Genomic DNA, 17,519 nt, shown 5'->3' with positions numbered 1-17,519 from the left:
CCATCCAAGGGGATGAACAGGTAATCTGATTAATAATGATGTTCAATGCGCTAGCCCGATGGAGCTGGTCTTGCAGCGCTTGTTCCCGTAGCTCTCCAGAAAAAACTAATAACGCAACTGATTTAGAATATTAGTCATACTGTCAAGTAGCGGCTCTGTCTGTTTGTACCTCCGTATGATAAGGCAAGTACATAAGCTATCAATTAATCCCAAATGTGCAATTCTAGAGGACACAGCTTCTTTAAGAAAGTCCGCTTCAATAGATGAAATGACCAATTTGCTATCTGCGAGATCCAGAAGGGGAGTTTTATAAAAGCTTGTAATGCCAATAATTTTTGCGCCTTTTCCTTTTGCAATTTGTAAGGCTTCAATTGTATCTTTTGTGCGGCCGGTATGTGAAATACCAAGTGCCACGCATTCATCATCTAGCATGCTTGCAGATATGCGACTGATATGAGGATCGGTGGCTGCATAAGCTGGAAGACCGATACGCATAAAGCGATAATAAGCGTCTTGGGCAAGGGTGGCGGATGTTCCGGTGCCGTAAATTTCTATTCGCTTAGCCTGTAATAAAAGCTGAACTGTCCGATGGAATTCCTCTTTATCCAATGTATTTATTGTATTCTGTAAGGTTTGAATGCTTGAACTGAATACCTTCAAAGCAATCGAGTAATCGTCATCATGCAGACTGATCTCTTCCGGTACGGGGTATGATGATTTGGAAATGTTCTTAGCTAAACTAATTTTTAGGTCAGTAAATCCGTTCAAGCCAATTAATCGGCAGAATCGGACAATACTTGAATCTGCAACTGACAGAAGAATAGCCAGTTGAGCAATTGTCATATTAATGACATCAGCGGGGTTACTCAGAATGTATTCCGCTATTTTTTTTTCTCCTTGATGCATAGAGGGTAACAAATTTTTAATAATGACTAGGTAATCCTTCGCAATGTCCATGAACGCTCTCCATAATTTTAATTAATCATCATCTAAGATTTTATATTATCACATTCCAATCCATTCAAGTAAACCACGTTCAGTTTAACAAAATTTAAACAGCGAAATAATCTTCAGTTAACATTCAATAGTTATGATTAAAATGCTTGATCAATAAGGAATATTATTCTTTGTAAATTAATTAGTCGAAGAATTTATTTTCTCCAATGAGAACGGGAAGTCAGGAGGTATGATCCAAGAATCGAATCTTCATTTATTAAAATACGATAGCGAACGATGGAAGGCAGTAAGTTTCGGATCATGACTAGGCTACTAGGCTATCTGTAGTGAATAAGAAATAAAATTCTATGGAAATAATTATTGGAAGAATTATACTTCATAGATCGGAATCGGGAGAAAATAGGGATGACATCTGAGCTTGGGCATTATGAAACATATATTTTTGACCTGGATGGATGCTTGTACACGGGAAATGAACCTTACCCAGGGTCAATCGCACTTATCTCATACCTAGCAGATATGAACAAAAAGATCATTTTTCTGAGCAATAATTCAACCGAGACATCGGATGAGGTACTTGCCAATATGTCGGACATGGGATTTCCTGTTGTGGGAATGCAGGCTATGGTAGCTACCGATTTAACCGGAAAATATCTGCTAGAGAAGTACGGCAAGGTAACTGTATCGGTATGCGGATCGGAATCCTTGGAGGCTAGCTTAAAGGGGTTTGGACATCGAGTCGTCCGCCTGGACGATCACAGCACATCCGAATTCATAGTATTAGGCCGGGATGTCCACTTTAATTACGAGAAATTGAGGAGAACCGTCAACCAAGTGCAGAGGGGGGCAAAACTAGTTCTTACAAATTCCGATGTGTACCACCCAGGTGCGTTAGGGGAGCGAGTGCCAGAGACTGGGGCACTGCTGGCATCGGTGCTTTCCATGTTGGACAGTCCAAGCGTTATTGCCATTGGAAAACCCGAGCCATATCCGTTTCAAAAAGCGCTTGAGCTTTCAGGAACGAGCCGGGACGCTTGCCTAATGGTTGGCGACAATATTTACACCGATATTAAGGGCGGCAGCAATGCGGGAATCGATACGCTTTGGATTTCTTACCACAGAAGTCGTCCACGAGCAAGCCCTGTTCCCACTTATAAGGTTTCCACAATTGACGGCTTCTTCAGGAAGTTGCGCAATCAGATCTAAGACAGCCAGGACTGGGGGGATAGCCATGTTGAAGATCGTAGTGATGGGGGACCTGCATTATTCGCAATCGCTCGCTGATCCTTCGTTGAAGGAGTATCAGGAAGATTTCCTCAAACGTTATCTCGATCATGTATTTCAGGTCCCGGCCGATATGCATGTATCAGTTGGTGACTTAACGCATTCTGGTTCTCCTGCGGAATTCGGCCGGATCTACCAAATTGCGAATGAGAGACATATTCACTTCTACCAAGCGATAGGAAATCATGATGCTTTGACGATTCCTAAGGAGCTGATATCTACGGTAATACAGCGTCCCTTGTATTATCATGTGTCGACGGAGGATGCCATTGTGGCGTTTATCGATACGGCGCGGGAACAGTGTCCTGATGACTCTTCTGGAGCGATCTCGGACGAACAACTCGACTGGCTGCAGGAATTGATATTGAGCAGCGAGAGCAAGCCGGTTATATTGTTTGCCCATCACCCGTTGTTTGGAACGACCACTTTTTCCGAAATGGAGCATCTTTCCATCCGGAATGACCGGCTAACAAACATTCTCGCGAGTAAGCAGGGAATCGGGTTGTATTGCAACGGTCACAATCATATTCACTCTACACACCAGAGCAGTCCATGGGTGTATATTCAGACCGCCGCTTGCCTAATAAAACCATCTTACCGGGTCATTACAGTACAAGACAGTGATGTATTTATTGAAACTCATTTCTTGAATGATGACTTGCTTACGCAATACGGACAAGGGCTGGGCGAGGAACTACTTTATTTCGCCGACCAAATCCAGCCGCCGGTCCGGCACATCGACTTGGAGCTTCGTTTCATAACAACTAATTGCTGATTAAGAGAGGAATGAAAAGTAATGGAAATAAAACAACATAAATTTATATCGCCCTACTTTGAGTCAGACGTCAGCTCCACATGGCTTCGCGGCAATCATCATGGACATTCGACGAGGTCGGATGGTACCGACGAGCCTTTAACAATTGTGCGTGCTTATGAGGAAGCTGGATACGATTACTTTGCCCTTTCCGAACATGATTTGTTACTCAGACTAGAAGAACTACAGCCCTATACGAAGATGTGTGTAATCCCGGCCGTAGAGGTCGCGGCTAAAGACGAACAAACTCTTCAATATCTTGGAGCTGACAGAGTACTTCCAGCGCTTGAATTAACACCTAAGGAAATTATGGATAGAGTGCATCAGGCCGGAGGACTTTGCATTTTCAATCATCCCAACTTCAAGCCCGTTCATGATTATTGTACAGATCAAATGCTTGATACGATGGAAGGTATTAAAGGTATAGAAATCTATACTGGGGTTATCGAAAGACTTTTTGGACAGGCTTTAGCGACTAATCGCTGGGACTATCTGTTGAGTAAGGGATGGAGGATTTATGGCCATGCAACGGATGACCAGCATGCACGGGAAGATCAATTTATTGCTTGGAACTGTGTGCAGTGGCCAGATTCGCAAGCCATTCATCCAAAAGGAATTGTCGATGCTCTTTCAGAGGGACGCTTTTATGCATCAACGGGAGTCTCCATTACAAAAATTGAAGCAAAGGATAACAATAAGTGTATTTCAATAGAATCCGATGCTGATGAAGTTCATTGGATTAGTCGAAATGGGGTTGTTTTGAAAAAAGTAGAAGGAGGCTCTTCCACTTTGACCATGAAGGAATTGCGTGAGAATCACAGATTGCACAATAAAGAACTGAGTGAAGCCTTCTATGTACGTATCGAGTGCTTTGGGCGTGGCAACAAGATGGCGTGGTCCCAGCCATTTTGGATTGTCTCCGAAGAGTGAGGGTATTCTTTAACAATATGAATTCTTATTCATAGAAGCAGCACCTTGTAATTGGAAATAGCATTATAAAAAATGGCATTGAGAGGGGTATTTCGATGAATTTAAGAATGATTGGGTTAGTAGCTATTAGCACGGCATTACTAGTTACAACTGCTTGCAGCAGCAGCGGCGGCAATGGAGGTTCAGGTAAGAAGATTGAAATCAGCTTTACTGACGTTGCTCCCTCGCCCGAGAGAGAGAAATTCTTTAATGAAATCATTGCTGAATTCGAAAAAGAAAATACGAATATCAAAGTTAATTTGGAAACAGTACCTTGGGATCAGGCGTTTGCAAAGCTGACAACACAAGGTCAAAGCAAAACATTGCCCGATGTCGTCAACGTTTACCCAGCTTGGTTAACTACTTTTGTTCCAGCAGGCTATCTGGAGCCGATTTCGACCCAATATGATGAATGGGATAAGAAAGATAATCTTACAGCCTTCGTAAAAAACGTTACAATCGAGCAACAGCAGCGTGAACCATTCAAAGATGTTTATCTCATCCCGGATGCTTTTATGGGCGGTGCATTGTTCATAAGAACGGACTGGATGAAAGAAGCTAATCTGGAATTACCTAAAACATGGGATGAATTGTTTAATGTCGCTGAGAAATTGACAGATCCATCCCAAAATCGTTATGGTTTTTCATACCGTGGAGCTCGTGCAGGGTTTGACCAAATCTTAGCTTACATTTTCTCTGTTACAAAAGGTGAAAGCTATGAAGCAGACGGCACATCGGTTCTTTTAAGACCCGAAGCATTGACTGCATTCAAGAGATACACCGATATCTATAAAAAAGGCTGGGCTCCAAAGGACTCCATAAACTGGGGATACCAAGAAATGGTGCAGGGCTTCACATCTGGCGTAACTGGAATACTAGCTCAAACTACTGAAGTAGTAGCTACGGCAAAAGCCTCCATGAAGGATGGTACTTGGACGGTTATTCCTAATCCTGCTGCATTAGATGGCAACACATATGGTGGAGCAGGAGCTTCATGGGGCTACAGTATTTCCAAAAACTCTAAGAATAAAGAAGCAGCTTGGAAATTTATCGAATTTTTATCCAAACCGGAAAACAATAATAAATATAGTAAAGTAATGACCATGATCCCGATCATGCAAGATTCTCTTAAAGATCCTGAGATAGGCCAAGGTCCAATGAAAGGTTTTATCGATATGTTGAATGATCCGAAGCTGATACCTCCTGCTGATTATGGCAAATTCCCTGAGCTTGGTGAGTTCAGAGAAAGCTTAATGGATGCAGAAGTACAAAAATATTTATTGGGTACACAATCAGCTGAAGATACAATGAAGCATTTGGGAGACTTCTTAACGAAGGCACAGCAGAAATTTATGAAAGATCACCCTGACATTCCAGTTCCACATGCAGCAAATTATAAAGGCTAATGATGCGATTAGTATAATTTCTATGCTATCAGGGGTTAGTTCACTGACCCCTGATATGTTTTTGAAATTCAGAAGTAACTGGGGGTTTCTTCAATTGAAATATCTTCGTAAGAATGAACCGTATATACTGCTCTTTCCTAGTTTTTTTCTATTATTTATTTTTCTAGCGTATCCCTTATTGAGTTCTATCATGTACGCCTTCCAAAGCTATAAGCTGACCGCTCCTAATGATATTGGTTTTAACGGAATTGAGAACTTTAAAGCGGTTCTTACGGATAACAACTTTCCGTTAATCATGAAAAACACTCTAATCTGGGTAGTTGTAACGGTAGGGGCGCAATTTGTACTTGGTTTAATTCTCGCTTTGGCTTTAAGTCGCCCATTTCCTTTGCGTAATATTTATCAGGCTGTCGTTTTCTTGCCATGGGCAGTTTCCTCCTTTGTCATTGGCTTGACGTTCCGCTGGTTATTTAATACAGAGTACGGACCTATCAATGATATTCTGCTGAAGCTTGGAATCATTCACGAAAAAATTTATTTCCTGTCCGATCCTAGGATGGCGCTATACTCGGTTATTATTGCCATGGCCTGGACGGGAATTCCTTTCTTTGCAATCATGCTGCTTGCAGCGATGCAATCTATTCCGCATGAGATTTACGAGGCGGCGGAAATGGATGGAGCGGGCATGATTTCTAGGTTTTGGAATGTTACCTTCAGTTATATCAAGCAAACCATTCTGATTACATTGCTGCTAAGAACTATTTGGGTGTTTTCATCTGCCGAATTGATCTATATTATGACGACTGGCGGACCTGCAAATTCATCCAACACCTTAGCTTCCTACATGTTCATGAAAGCTTTTGCATCGCTAGACTACGGTCAAGCAGCGGCTATTGGTCTATTCTTTATGGTGTTATTACTCCTATTTACGTTTGTTTACCTTCGTCTCACTAAATTTGAAAAAGCAGGTAACTTATAATGAACAAAAAACAACGTACGTCTATTGTTATTGTCCGTTTTGTTGTTTTGTTGGGTTATCTGCTGATGGTATTAGCGCCATTCTATTGGCTATTCATTACATCGTTAAAACCCAAATTAGATATCCTTACAACAAATATTCAGTATTGGCCTAAACATATTACATTTGACAATTACATCTACCTTTTTGAAACCTCTAATTTTGCCGTGTTTTTTAAGAACAGTATTATTCTTTCATTAGCTACCGGATTATTTGGTACTAGTCTGGCCGTTCTTGGCGGTTATGCGATGGCGAGATTCAAATTCAGAGGACATAAACTTGTCATTTACGGCTTGCTGTTAACACAATTGATTCCAGGTGTCCTCGTGTTAGTACCGACGATTATTATGTATTCCAAGCTTGGCTTAACCAACACAATGGGCGGACTCATCCTTTTTTACACAGTTGGGACTATTCCATTTAGCTTGATCTTAATGCGGAGCTTTTTCGACCGAATTCCGATGGATCTTGAAGAAGCTGCATTGATCGACGGCTGCAACAAAATGCAGTCACTGTTCAAAATCATTTTGCCATTAATGGTACCGGGTGTGATTGCAACCTTCATCTTTGCTTTTATTGGAGCGTGGAACGATCTGCTGGGAGCAGTGATGATAATAAGCAGCGACAGTTTGAAAACAATTCCAGTAGGATTGAACATGTTTATTCACAACTATGATATTGACTGGGGTGTCATGACGGCTGGAGGCATAGCAGCAACCGTTCCATCGTTGATTATGTTTGCCTTTATGCAGCGATTTGTTGTAAATGGATTGACAGATGGAGCTGTTAAAGGATAACACTCGGTAAGTTTGAATAGATAGAGGTAGAGGGTGAAGAGGACAAGATGAGCAAGCAATTAGGGAAGAAAACCAAGGATGCAGGAATGCAAACCATTCTTGCCCACTATGGGGATGAAACGTTTCTAGGAGCGGTTGTTCCACCCGTATTTATTAATACACTATTTACATTTGATTCGTATGAGGCATTCCATAAGGCGCAATGGCAGGAAGACACTTATTATTATTCAAGAATTTCTAATCCAACTCAGCAGATAGCTGAGAAGAAGCTAGCAGCGTTGGAAAAGGGAGAGGCGGCTAAGCTATTCACTTCGGGTATGGCGGCGATCTCCTCTACGTTGCTTCACTGCTTGAGTCAAGGCGACCATGTGGTGTGCAGCTATCCGATATACGGTGGCACACATCAGCTGCTACAGAACTACTTGCCTAGGTTTGGTATTACTGCTGATTTCGTGGATTTCAGACAATTAGACAAGGTACAAGCAGCGATTAAGCCGAATACGAAAATGCTGTATTGTGAAGGGTTATCAACCTTCTACATGGATGTGTTCGATATTCCGGCTGTCGTCCAAATCGCCAAGGAACATCGATTACTAACGGTAATGGATAACACTTGTGCAACACCTGCAACAATGCGCCCCATTGAATGGGGCATTGACATCGTGATCCATTCCGCTTCCAAATATTTGTCAGGTCACAGTGATGTGACTGCTGGCGTAGTCATTGCTTCGCAAGAGCGGATCAACGCAATCGCGAACAATGAAATTGTTCTGCTTGGGGCTACATTAGCACCGTTGGAGGCGTGGCTGCTTACTCGTGGGCTGAAGACATTCGGACTACGTATGAAGCAGCATGCCGAATCCGCGAAGCAAATTGCGCTTATACTTAGCCAGCACCCTCAAGTCAGCAGAGTTAATCTTCCATTGCTGGAGCAGCATGAGCAGCATGAGCTTGCGGCAAAACAGTTTAGCGGGAATACGGGATTATTCAGCTTTGAGCTGCATGGCGGTCCTTCTGCTGTAGCAAAGCTAATGAACAATTTGAAGCTATTTCAAATCGGCGTGAGTTGGGGAGGCTTCGAAAGTCTGATTTATTCCCCGGGTCTAGCCCTTAATCCCGAACAGAAATCTCGCACCGAGCATGAAACCCGATTAGAGCACACCGTTAGGATATCTGTTGGGCTCGAGGATATCGATGATTTAATGGAAGACTTTAATCAGGCGTTAGCTAGCCTATAAACCAGTCAAATACATTGTCCCATTAAAGGTCGCGCAAATCGCGGCTTTTTATTTTTGTGCTTCCGAAATAAGGTACCGAGCGTTCACTATGGGTTGCCAATCCCCCCTTTCTTCCGAAATAAGGTACCGAGCGTTCACTATGGGTTGCCAATCCCCCCTTTCTTTCTAAATAAGGTACCGAGCGTTCACTATGGGTTGCCAATCCCCCCTTTCTTTCTAAATAAGGTACCGAGCGTTCACTATGGGTTGCCAATCCCCCCTTTCTTCCGAAATAAGGTACCGAGCGTTCACTATGAGCCGCCAATCCACACTTTTAGCCGAAATAAGGTACCGAGCGTTCACTATGGGTCGCCAATCCACACTTTTAGCCGAAATAAGGTACCGAGCGTTCACTATGAGCCGCCAATCCATGCGTTCAGCCGCAATAAGGTACCGAGTACGATTTGTTAGCATTTACATAGCCCTTATTTTTTATATAAATCATATGGGTTATTATAATATATGGAAACCATATTTTTATTAAAGTTAGAGGAGAGGTTACAAAGATGGATGAGGGTCTATTGAAGCAGCTCAACCTTTGGCATAACAAGAGCCAGTATGCGAAAATCATCAACAAAATTACGGAAATACCCGAAGCGGACAGGGATTATGAGTTAGTGTGCCATTTGGGAAGAGCATTGAATAATCAAGAAAACTATAATGAAGCGATCCAATATTTTTTATCTGTGCAAGAGCAAGGCGAGCACGACCCTCTTTGGCATTTCAGAATAGGATACGCTTATTATTACCTTAAACAGTATAAGGAAGCGATAGTTGCTTTTGAACAAGCTGTAGTATTAGATCCTGAAGATTCCCATGGCAATAAGTTTTTAGAAATGAGCCGCAACGCCGCTGCTAGAGCAGGCAATGAAACCAACCATATCGTGAACGTTGAAAAGGGGATGCGGAGTGGGACTGACCCCCGGTTGTTAGAAATTGAAGAAAAAATAAACCCATTTGGGCTAGTTGCGCATAATAATGGAAGCATATCAATGATTTTAGGTGTTGGAAAATATAAGCATGAAGTTTTTCAAACACGAGCCGAAGAAGGATTTGAGGGCAATGGCTATGATTGGGGTTCATTAGCAGCCGTGTTTCTTGAAGAGAAAATGCCTCACTTAGTTGATATCATACGATTTGACCCAGAAGCCGATACGTTCTGCATTTATACAGACAATAAAGAAGCCATACTTAGTTTTGCAATCGCCTTTAAGGAAGCATGTGAAGATGACTCATTAATGAAAGACCTATTTTCACGAGCTGTACTAGATTGATTGGATATATCAAGGTGCAACACATCCTTTCTTGCATCTGTCTTGTGAAAATAAAGTTCTAAACTGACCGATTGTAAATATGAGCTGAGCCCTTGTACAGTCCTAGCTTAGTGTATTGGACGAGCTAATAAAATCACTAAGTTCTTAAATAAGACGTTATCTGTACGGCTAATTAAATTAGATTGCATTAGGGCCTTGTTAATCAAGGCTTTTTTTGTTGTGCAACTACTTTTGCTTCAACTTTAAGCAAACTAATAGTAGTTGCATAAAACGTAACAAGAGTTGTAAGATAATACCATATATGTATCCCGTTTATTGTGTTTTTTCTACCTAAAGGGACAATTCACAAAAAATCCTTGTCGCAAAGGAGAGGGGGGAATCTAGTGGGAGATTTGCTAGTAAGTTATCTTAAAATTGATTTCAAAAGACTAATCACTGACAAAAAAATAATCATCGTAGTCCTTGTGCTGCTTATTATTGCTGTATTTGATCCAATCACATTAGCTAGATATTTCGCTAAATACCCTAGTTCAACACAAACAATCGGCAATAATCCATTCCAGTTTTGGATGTTGTTGAATTCTGCAGGGTGGGGGAATCATTTATTTAGTAACGCATTTTGGATTGTTACTGTGTTGTTCACCGGGTTAATCTATTACGACGATAAGAATACCTCCATGTATATGTATCAAATTACGAGAGGAAGTAAAGGTGCGTACTTTATTTCCAAGTTCATATCTACGGGTTTGCTATCCTTCCTTGTCGTACTTGTTACTTTGGAGATCAATGTTTTAATGACTTATACGTTATTCCCTGACACAGTCCATAAGACAGAGCAATATGGCTTCAATATTCCGCTTGAGGGCAGCTTTGCATATGATGCTTATTTGGTGAATCCGATGAATGTGGTGCAAATGTATACACTGCTGAACGCATTAGCCATCTCGATCTTTGTTGTGTTTTCACTTTGCATGAGCGTGCTGTTAAATTTGAAGAACAGATATATCGTCATGGTAATTCCCGTAATCATTCTATATGGAATTAGCTATATCACTAATGCCTATCCGAGTCTAGTCATCTATGACATTCGAATCATCCTTCAACCGCTAGCAGCATCCGGAATTGAAGGAATAAATTGGAGTGCGGTCAGCTTCGTTACTGGAGGATGGATGCTGGTGGATTTATTGTTGATCGGTGCAGTTTTCTATAAAACGAGAGATTGTTATGCATAGATTTGCATTTAACTGCGCGTTTACGATTTATATTGCCATTAGCGGTGTAATCTTTTTGTATCGAATTCCCTATGGGAATAAATGGTTGGATCAGTGGATATTTGATAAGTTTTTCGTCTTTCAATTTATGTCAGTCATTACAATCGGACTGGCTATTGCGGGCAGCTATTTTAACAATCTATCGTATATCAGAATAGGGAACAGGAGAACGATACTCAGAAGAGAATTACTCGGATACTACACACAAGGATTTATCTGTGTAACGATTATGTTCCTTTTTATTGTATGCGGAGCATTATCACTCAGAGAAATTAATTTTATACCCCATCTAACAAACTGGTACTTTAGATATTTACTGGGGATTATCCTATTTATCAACGTAATGTCATGCTTGAAGTGGTCTAGCAACTTGATTGTGAGAAGATATTGCACGTTAATTGTATTTATATGGATGGCACTAGAGATCCTGATGCTCCGACCTTATATAAAGAATTTCTACTCGCTAGATGTAAGCTTTTTATTTTCGTGGGTCTTCCATAGAGGAGCAGAAAGCTATTACTGGCTACTGGGTTTAATTTTCATTACGACACTATTAAACATTAAGATTAGTGATAAGAGGGATTTCATATGATTGGCGTGTTCAGATATATAAACCCTTTCTTTCTTCTTACTTTCTTGGGCAGCATTATCGTTGGTTATCGTTACTTAAATAGTACTGGCATTACCGATCCTACAATCATATATCAAACGCTTTTTGGAGGTAAGCCACTACATGCAATACTGTTACAAAGCTTATTCGTTATGATGTTGACATTATTACAATATACACTGATTGACTATATTGTTTATTATATCGATAATTCTGAACATTTATCTGTTCGATATGGCAATAAAGCCAAGTGGTTGAAAGCTTTCTTAAAAGGCGCTTTAATCATCACTGCGGCATTTGTAATATTGTTTTATTTGATAGGGTTACTTTTTTACATTGTTTCAAGTGATTTCAAGGTGGCTCAAACAATAAATATGAATACTGTAGGGGTTATAGCGAGAGTCTACTTGTTTTGTATAATTGCGGTTTTTGCTCAGATATATCTATTAATGAAGTTCACGAAATCAAGTGCTTTTATGATAATGGGGGGGATTTCAATTTTATTAGCTATGACCAATCATTATCAGGATTCGGCTTTTTATATCTTACCTCGCTCCAGTAGTCCAATAATTACATTGTTAGATGTTCTTGTAAGTATAGTCCTTGCCATAGTACTAGTTGCTCTTATTCAAAGAAGAAGCCTTAAGAAGGAGTTATCCTCTCATGAAAATTGAAGCAACTAGTTTCACCAAATCAATCGGTAAAATTAAAGTTCTTGAAAATATAAATGTCTCTCTAGAAAGTGGGAATATTTACGGAGTAGTTGGTAGGAACGGAAGCGGTAAAACAATGTTTTTGAGAATGATTACTGGCCTGATACTGCCAACTAATGGAGAGGTCAAAGTAGATGGGAGAGTTTTGGGGAAGGATATTTCATTTCCTGATAAGTTAGGGATACTACTTGAAAAACCAAGTTTTATAGGACATCTGACAGGTTATGAGAATTTGAAAATGCTAGCTAAAATAAGAAATGTAACTAAGAGTGAAGATATTCAATATTTTATGAATATATTTGATTTGGACTGGAAAACCAAGAAGAAATTCAATAAGTACTCATTAGGAATGAAGCAGAAATTAGGGATTATTCAGGCTATTATGGAAAATCAACAAATTATCATATTGGATGAACCTTTTAATGCTCTAGACGAAACTTCTGTGGGAACATTAAGAAAAGTATTAGAGAAGCTGAGAACAGAACAAAAGTTAATTGTAATGACTTCTCATAACAAAGAAGATATTCAATTATTATGTGACCATACCATTACTATTTCAGAGGGGAAAATAATAGGTGTTCATAAAAATTTAGAACAGGAGAATGATCTGATGACCGCTAAAGACGCATAGTAGCAGGCTTGGTAGGATTCCGGATTCTTCCTAGAACATAAGAGTACTAACAAGGAGTTGTCTAATGAATATTCGTTTAGAAGATGTATCGCCCTTAAATTTCGAACAAGTCATCAAATTAATATCTGATAAAGATCAGGAACAAAAAATACAAATTTTCGAAAGATGGGTTGGATCAAATGCATATTTCCTTGGGGTCTGTTATACGTATAAATTTAAAGCAAGAGCCATCTATGATGGTGAAACTATAATTGGGTTTGCTTGTCATGGTTTAAACCCTGATAACCAAAGATTTGAACTTGTTAGCATTATGCTCGGTTACCAATATCAAGGAAAAGGATATGGTGTTCCATGTATTAAGTTAGTCATTAACGAAATGATCCAACATTACAAATGTAATGAAATCTATATAACAGTTATTCATGACAATGTAGCCGCAATTCGTTTATATGAAAAGGTTGGTTTTGTAGCAACAGGTGAGGTCGAGAAGGCATTTCACGATGAGCCGGTTTATAAATTAGTAGTTAGTTAGGAAGATACATTGTAGGAAGTCAAAAACATAAGGATTAATAGTAAGAAGAGCTTGTTTTATGGCAGTGGTAGGAACTTTACTCTGCTGCAGCCCTAGGAAACGAAGCGACACCTTTTATTCAGTCACTATGATGTTAGGTATATTGTAATCTTCTCTCGTCAAATGTTTTTTCATCTTGTGTGTTAAACCCATATCCGTTCTGAATCATTGAAGATGTTGGTACAACTGACATTTGGATGATTCTCCAATCATTATTTTTTTCTTTTATTAAAGCAAAAAGAGGGTAGTTAGTACCATTGATGAAATATTTACTTTCTATTTTTACTTGCAAATCCACGGCAACATAAAAAAATTTACTTTCAAGGTGTTCATCTTCAATTGCCTGACGCACGCCGTTAGACATGTGATTTATACCAATTTTACTGGGTAGTTCTCTCCAGTCAATGATTGAAGCTTTTTTGATATTAAAAAGTCCGTCAGAACGATCTGATGTACTATTTTTACAAAAAAATAAAGAGTAACTTTCTCGTTGTTTGCTAGTCCATAGTTCCGGAATTGAACACCATTTTTGTTCATTTACATCTTCAAATACTTTTTTCACAATCGTTATAGGTTGTGTGTTTTTTGAGTTCGCATAAGCTGGGGAAGTGGATACAAGAATTAAGCTTAGAATACTAACTAGTAATATTTTTCTAATCATTTATATTACTCCTTTCAATATATGATTATCATTCCTCTGTTTCCAAATTGTTATCCATATTGAAGCTGGACATATCACCCAATTGGTTTTAGAGAATGAGCAGGATAGTTCAATTCCATCGCGAATAACCTTTGTCATGGTATTACGAATTTCTTAAACCAGTTGAGAATTGATCAAAAACAAAGGGGGCCTTTTATGGGGAACAACATCTATAAGATCTTAGGGACTATCTTCATGATTACAAGTGGATTGATTTATACCACCGAAAGAATTATTGAAAAACTATCCGGTGCAATACATGCTGCTGGATTTGCTTCGCATGGGGCGTCAGTGCCAAGAACCTTTAACTATGATGGCTTTTTTGATAATTTTTTTATCTGGTTCTTTTTCTTATTAGGTATTTTAATACTTTCCTATGGATTTACGAAAACAACAAGTAAATTAAAAACTGAACAATTAAAAAAATAGGAAGATTGAAATCAGTAAAAAGCCACTCCAGCGGGTAATACTAGAAGCCATTTGGCAAGAGCATTGAATAACCAAGAAAACTATATTGTTATCTGTGCAAGAGCAAGGCGAGGACGACCCTCTTTGGCATTTCCGTATTACCTTAAACATGATAAGGAAGCGATAGCTGCTTTTGAACAAGCTGTAGCATTAGATCCTGAAGATTCACTTGGCAGGACGTTTTAGAAATGAGCCGCAACGCTGCTGCTAGAGCACGAAATGAAACCATCCATATAGTGAATGTTGAAAAGGGGAAGAGGATTGGGACTGACCCCCGTTTGTTAGAAATTGAAGAAAAAATAAACCCATTTGGACTAGTTGCACATGTAACGCGGAAGAAAGAAGAACAGCGGAAAGCCGGGGTGAGGGAGAACCTCACATCCGGTTTGATGCAGGGGGAGCTGGCAAAAGTAAAAAGGGTTTGGAATGTCCTGTTGCAGGTACATAGTCTTTGGAGTTATGACGTTGGTATTTATTATTGTCCCATAATAGTGCATAATCATGTTTATAGGTATTTCTATTTGTACTACCGAGTTGAGTATTCCAAACATCATCTTATCAGACCCCCCCTGTTTGGTGGGATAATTATATAATATCAAAAACTCCACTTACTGAATTATCATTTTCAAATAAGTTGACATGTGTGCACAAATGCATATAATAAATTTAGGGGGTAGGCCTATGGGATTAAATCTTGATCCAAATAAATGTAAAAAGCTGATAGAAGACAATATAGATATTGAGTTTTTCCGAGCAGTACTCGATCCAGTGCGTAGTGAGTTGTTGATTTTTCTTTCAGCAAATGGTGAAATGACAATCGGTGGTATTGCAGAATATTTTCCACAGAATCGTTCAGTTATTTCTCGGCATCTTGATTTCATGAGTCGTTTCGGTATAGTTCAAAGGAGAAAAGAAGGCCGAGAAGTTTATTACAAAACAAATAATAATTTCATTGTGAATAAATTTGAAGAAACAGCTAACAATATGAAAGCACTTATGAATTTGAAATAATGCAGTGCTTTTTATTTTAATATATTTATGCATTTGTACGCACATATACATTATTTATCGTGAATTCGAAATAATGTAGTGCTTTTTATTTTAATATATACATGCATTTATGTGCATGTATACACGAGAGGGGTTTTTATTTTGATACAATCAAAAAGAAAATGGTGGGTTTTAGTCACAGTTAGTTTAACCGTATTTATGGCAATGTTAGATATTACTATTGTCAATGTTGCATTACCGGATATACAACAAGCTTTTTCATCGAATTTTTCAAATCTACAATGGGTATTGAATGCCTATACTTTAGTTTATGCTGCAATGTTGTTGCCAGTTTCAAAATTAGGAGACATTATCGGCCGTAAAAAAGTCTTTTTATTAGGATTGGGTATATTTATGATTGGCTCTTTAACCAGTGGATTAGCAAACAGTGATACTTGGTTAAATATCTTCCGTGGATTTCAAGGAATTGGTGGAGCAGCTATGATGTCATTATCATTAACGATAGTTACTTCTTCATTTCCTGAAAAACAAAGAGGACTTGCACTAGGTATTTGGAGTAGTGCCGTGGGGCTTGCTATTGCCGGTGGTCCTTTGATTGGTGGAGCATTAGTTGATGCTTTTGGTTGGAGATCTATTTTTCTTGTTAACATTCCTGTTGCGATTGTAGCAATATTATTAGGAATGTTTGTTATAAAAGAAAGTGAAACAAACAGAAATGGAAAAATTGATATTTGGGGACTGATTTTCAGCACAGCCATGATTTTTACGATGATTTTGGCCTTCATTCAAAAGTCGGTGAATGGAGATTACGCATGGACTGATTGGCACATTTTAAGCTTACTTGGATTATCACTTATTTTATTAATAGCTTTTATTGTTACCGAAAGAAAAGTAGAACAGCCGATGATTGAATTATCAATTTTTAAAAATTGGACATTTAATGGAGCTAATATCGCAGCTTTTGTATTAGGTGCTGGACTATATGGAGGTTTTACTTATTTAACGATTCTTATGCAAAATTACATGGGTTATTCAGCATTTGATACAGGCGCAAAAATGTTGCTCATTAGTGGTTTTACAATAGTTCTTGGTCCGATTGCAGGAATTATCTCAGGGAAGATTGGTAATCGTTGGTTAGTTAGTGGAGCGCTATTTATTGGTGCAATCGGAATATTTGTTATGCGTTATATGATCAAAGCTCCGTTTGAATGGAGCTATCTAATGCCTGGTTTTATTCTTTTAGGTATTAGTAATGCTTTAGTCAATCCACCTATTACAACTGCTGCTATGAGTTCAGTTGATAAGGAGTATGTAGGCATGGCTTCTGGTATCTTAAATGTCTTTAGACAATTGGGTATCTCCTTTGGTGTTGTACTGCTAGGAATTAAATTAACGGAAGGTTATAACGATTCGTTGAACACTAATATCATGAAGGTAGCCAATATTCCTGCCGAGTTTAGAAATCAAATGTTGGATGTTTTCCATAAAGCTGGAGCTTTTGGAGGTTCACAGCTTTTTGATAGCAAGCAAGTGGAAGTATTTAAAGATGTGCCAGCTTTTGATGAAATGAAGACGATCGTTTTTAATGCTTTTAACGCAGGTATGCAAAATGTAACACTATTGATTGGTATCTTCTTATTAATTGGTACATTTGCGAGTGCAATTTTGATTAAAAACAAAAAGAAAACACAGAACGAGAATTAATCTTCTTTCACTTGTTATTAGTCATCCCAACCACTACGTCGTCG

General features: G+C 39.0%; 19 protein-coding genes. 17 read left to right on the top strand and 2 right to left on the bottom strand.

Features of this window, described 5'->3' with window-relative positions; all coding sequences use genetic code 11:
- Window positions 1-105: 105 nt before the first annotated feature.
- Window positions 106-957, bottom strand: a complete 852-nt coding sequence (locus tag KCTCHS21_RS16085; RefSeq protein ID WP_130610290.1) for a MurR/RpiR family transcriptional regulator — start codon at window positions 955-957, stop codon at window positions 106-108.
- A 405-nt stretch (window positions 958-1,362) separates the two neighbouring features.
- On the opposite strand from KCTCHS21_RS16085, the gene KCTCHS21_RS16080 reads away from it, so the two are divergent.
- The 13 genes from KCTCHS21_RS16080 (at window position 1,363) to KCTCHS21_RS16020 (ending at window position 13,553) form a co-directional block, all read left to right on the top strand.
- Entirely contained in the window at window positions 1,363-2,163 is an 801-nt protein-coding gene (locus tag KCTCHS21_RS16080; protein ID WP_130610287.1) for an HAD-IIA family hydrolase, read from the top strand.
- 25 nt (window positions 2,164-2,188) lie between these two features.
- Complete coding sequence (locus KCTCHS21_RS16075) at window positions 2,189-3,016, top strand: metallophosphoesterase family protein (RefSeq protein ID WP_157994058.1); 828 nt, start codon at window positions 2,189-2,191, stop codon at window positions 3,014-3,016.
- A 21-nt stretch (window positions 3,017-3,037) separates the two neighbouring features.
- Window positions 3,038-3,985 (top strand): CehA/McbA family metallohydrolase, encoded by a 948-nt coding sequence (locus KCTCHS21_RS16070; RefSeq protein WP_130610282.1) that lies wholly within the window; start codon window positions 3,038-3,040, stop codon window positions 3,983-3,985.
- A gap of 95 nt (window positions 3,986-4,080) precedes the next feature.
- Window positions 4,081-5,430 (top strand): ABC transporter substrate-binding protein, encoded by a 1,350-nt coding sequence (locus KCTCHS21_RS16065; protein ID WP_130610279.1) that lies wholly within the window; start codon window positions 4,081-4,083, stop codon window positions 5,428-5,430.
- 178 nt (window positions 5,431-5,608) lie between these two features.
- A complete protein-coding gene (locus tag KCTCHS21_RS16060) occupies window positions 5,609-6,409 on the top strand; it encodes a carbohydrate ABC transporter permease (RefSeq protein ID WP_197726470.1) in 801 nt (266 codons plus the stop codon).
- On the top strand, window positions 6,409-7,245 hold the full coding sequence (locus KCTCHS21_RS16055) for a carbohydrate ABC transporter permease (protein WP_130610273.1): 837 nt from the start codon (window positions 6,409-6,411) through the stop codon (window positions 7,243-7,245). The genes KCTCHS21_RS16060 and KCTCHS21_RS16055 overlap by 1 nt, the downstream gene beginning before the upstream one ends.
- Window positions 7,246-7,292: 47 nt before the next feature.
- On the top strand, window positions 7,293-8,483 hold the full coding sequence (locus KCTCHS21_RS16050) for a trans-sulfuration enzyme family protein (RefSeq protein WP_130610270.1): 1,191 nt from the start codon (window positions 7,293-7,295) through the stop codon (window positions 8,481-8,483).
- Between the two features lie 545 nt (window positions 8,484-9,028).
- On the top strand, window positions 9,029-9,796 hold the full coding sequence (locus KCTCHS21_RS16045) for an Imm51 family immunity protein (RefSeq protein ID WP_130610267.1): 768 nt from the start codon (window positions 9,029-9,031) through the stop codon (window positions 9,794-9,796).
- A 383-nt stretch (window positions 9,797-10,179) separates the two neighbouring features.
- On the top strand, window positions 10,180-11,028 hold the full coding sequence (locus KCTCHS21_RS16040; RefSeq protein ID WP_130610264.1) for a hypothetical protein: 849 nt from the start codon (window positions 10,180-10,182) through the stop codon (window positions 11,026-11,028).
- A complete protein-coding gene (locus tag KCTCHS21_RS16035; RefSeq protein WP_130610261.1) occupies window positions 11,021-11,659 on the top strand; it encodes a hypothetical protein in 639 nt (212 codons plus the stop codon). Before KCTCHS21_RS16040 ends, KCTCHS21_RS16035 begins: the two co-directional genes overlap by 8 nt.
- Window positions 11,656-12,351 (top strand): hypothetical protein, encoded by a 696-nt coding sequence (locus tag KCTCHS21_RS16030; RefSeq protein WP_130610258.1) that lies wholly within the window; start codon window positions 11,656-11,658, stop codon window positions 12,349-12,351. The genes KCTCHS21_RS16035 and KCTCHS21_RS16030 overlap by 4 nt, the downstream gene beginning before the upstream one ends.
- Entirely contained in the window at window positions 12,341-13,021 is a 681-nt protein-coding gene (locus KCTCHS21_RS16025; protein ID WP_130610255.1) for an ABC transporter ATP-binding protein, read from the top strand. Before KCTCHS21_RS16030 ends, KCTCHS21_RS16025 begins: the two co-directional genes overlap by 11 nt.
- Window positions 13,022-13,085: 64 nt before the next feature.
- Window positions 13,086-13,553, top strand: coding sequence for a GNAT family N-acetyltransferase (locus tag KCTCHS21_RS16020; protein WP_130610252.1), 468 nt, complete (start codon window positions 13,086-13,088; stop codon window positions 13,551-13,553).
- Window positions 13,554-13,686: 133 nt separating this feature from the next.
- On the opposite strand, the gene KCTCHS21_RS16015 is transcribed toward KCTCHS21_RS16020, so the two are convergent.
- Window positions 13,687-14,253: a hypothetical protein gene (locus KCTCHS21_RS16015; protein WP_130610249.1), complete on the bottom strand. Its 567-nt coding sequence runs from the start codon at window positions 14,251-14,253 to the stop codon at window positions 13,687-13,689.
- Window positions 14,254-14,448: 195 nt separating this feature from the next.
- On the opposite strand from KCTCHS21_RS16015, the gene KCTCHS21_RS16010 reads away from it, so the two are divergent.
- The 4 genes from KCTCHS21_RS16010 (at window position 14,449) to KCTCHS21_RS15995 (ending at window position 17,475) form a co-directional block, all read left to right on the top strand.
- On the top strand, window positions 14,449-14,721 hold the full coding sequence (locus KCTCHS21_RS16010) for a hypothetical protein (RefSeq protein ID WP_130610246.1): 273 nt from the start codon (window positions 14,449-14,451) through the stop codon (window positions 14,719-14,721).
- Window positions 14,722-14,948: 227 nt separating this feature from the next.
- Window positions 14,949-15,353 (top strand): hypothetical protein, encoded by a 405-nt coding sequence (locus KCTCHS21_RS31715; protein WP_232057854.1) that lies wholly within the window; start codon window positions 14,949-14,951, stop codon window positions 15,351-15,353.
- Window positions 15,354-15,441: 88 nt separating this feature from the next.
- Window positions 15,442-15,771: an ArsR/SmtB family transcription factor gene (locus KCTCHS21_RS16000; protein ID WP_130610243.1), complete on the top strand. Its 330-nt coding sequence runs from the start codon at window positions 15,442-15,444 to the stop codon at window positions 15,769-15,771.
- 141 nt (window positions 15,772-15,912) lie between these two features.
- On the top strand, window positions 15,913-17,475 hold the full coding sequence (locus KCTCHS21_RS15995; RefSeq protein ID WP_130610240.1) for an MFS transporter: 1,563 nt from the start codon (window positions 15,913-15,915) through the stop codon (window positions 17,473-17,475).
- Window positions 17,476-17,519: the final 44 nt, after the last annotated feature.

Source organism: Cohnella abietis (assembly GCF_004295585.1).
Taxonomy (GTDB): domain Bacteria; phylum Bacillota; class Bacilli; order Paenibacillales; family Paenibacillaceae; genus Cohnella; species Cohnella abietis.
The sequence above is the reverse complement of the archived record's forward strand: the minus strand, read 5'-3'. Positions and strand labels throughout refer to the sequence as shown.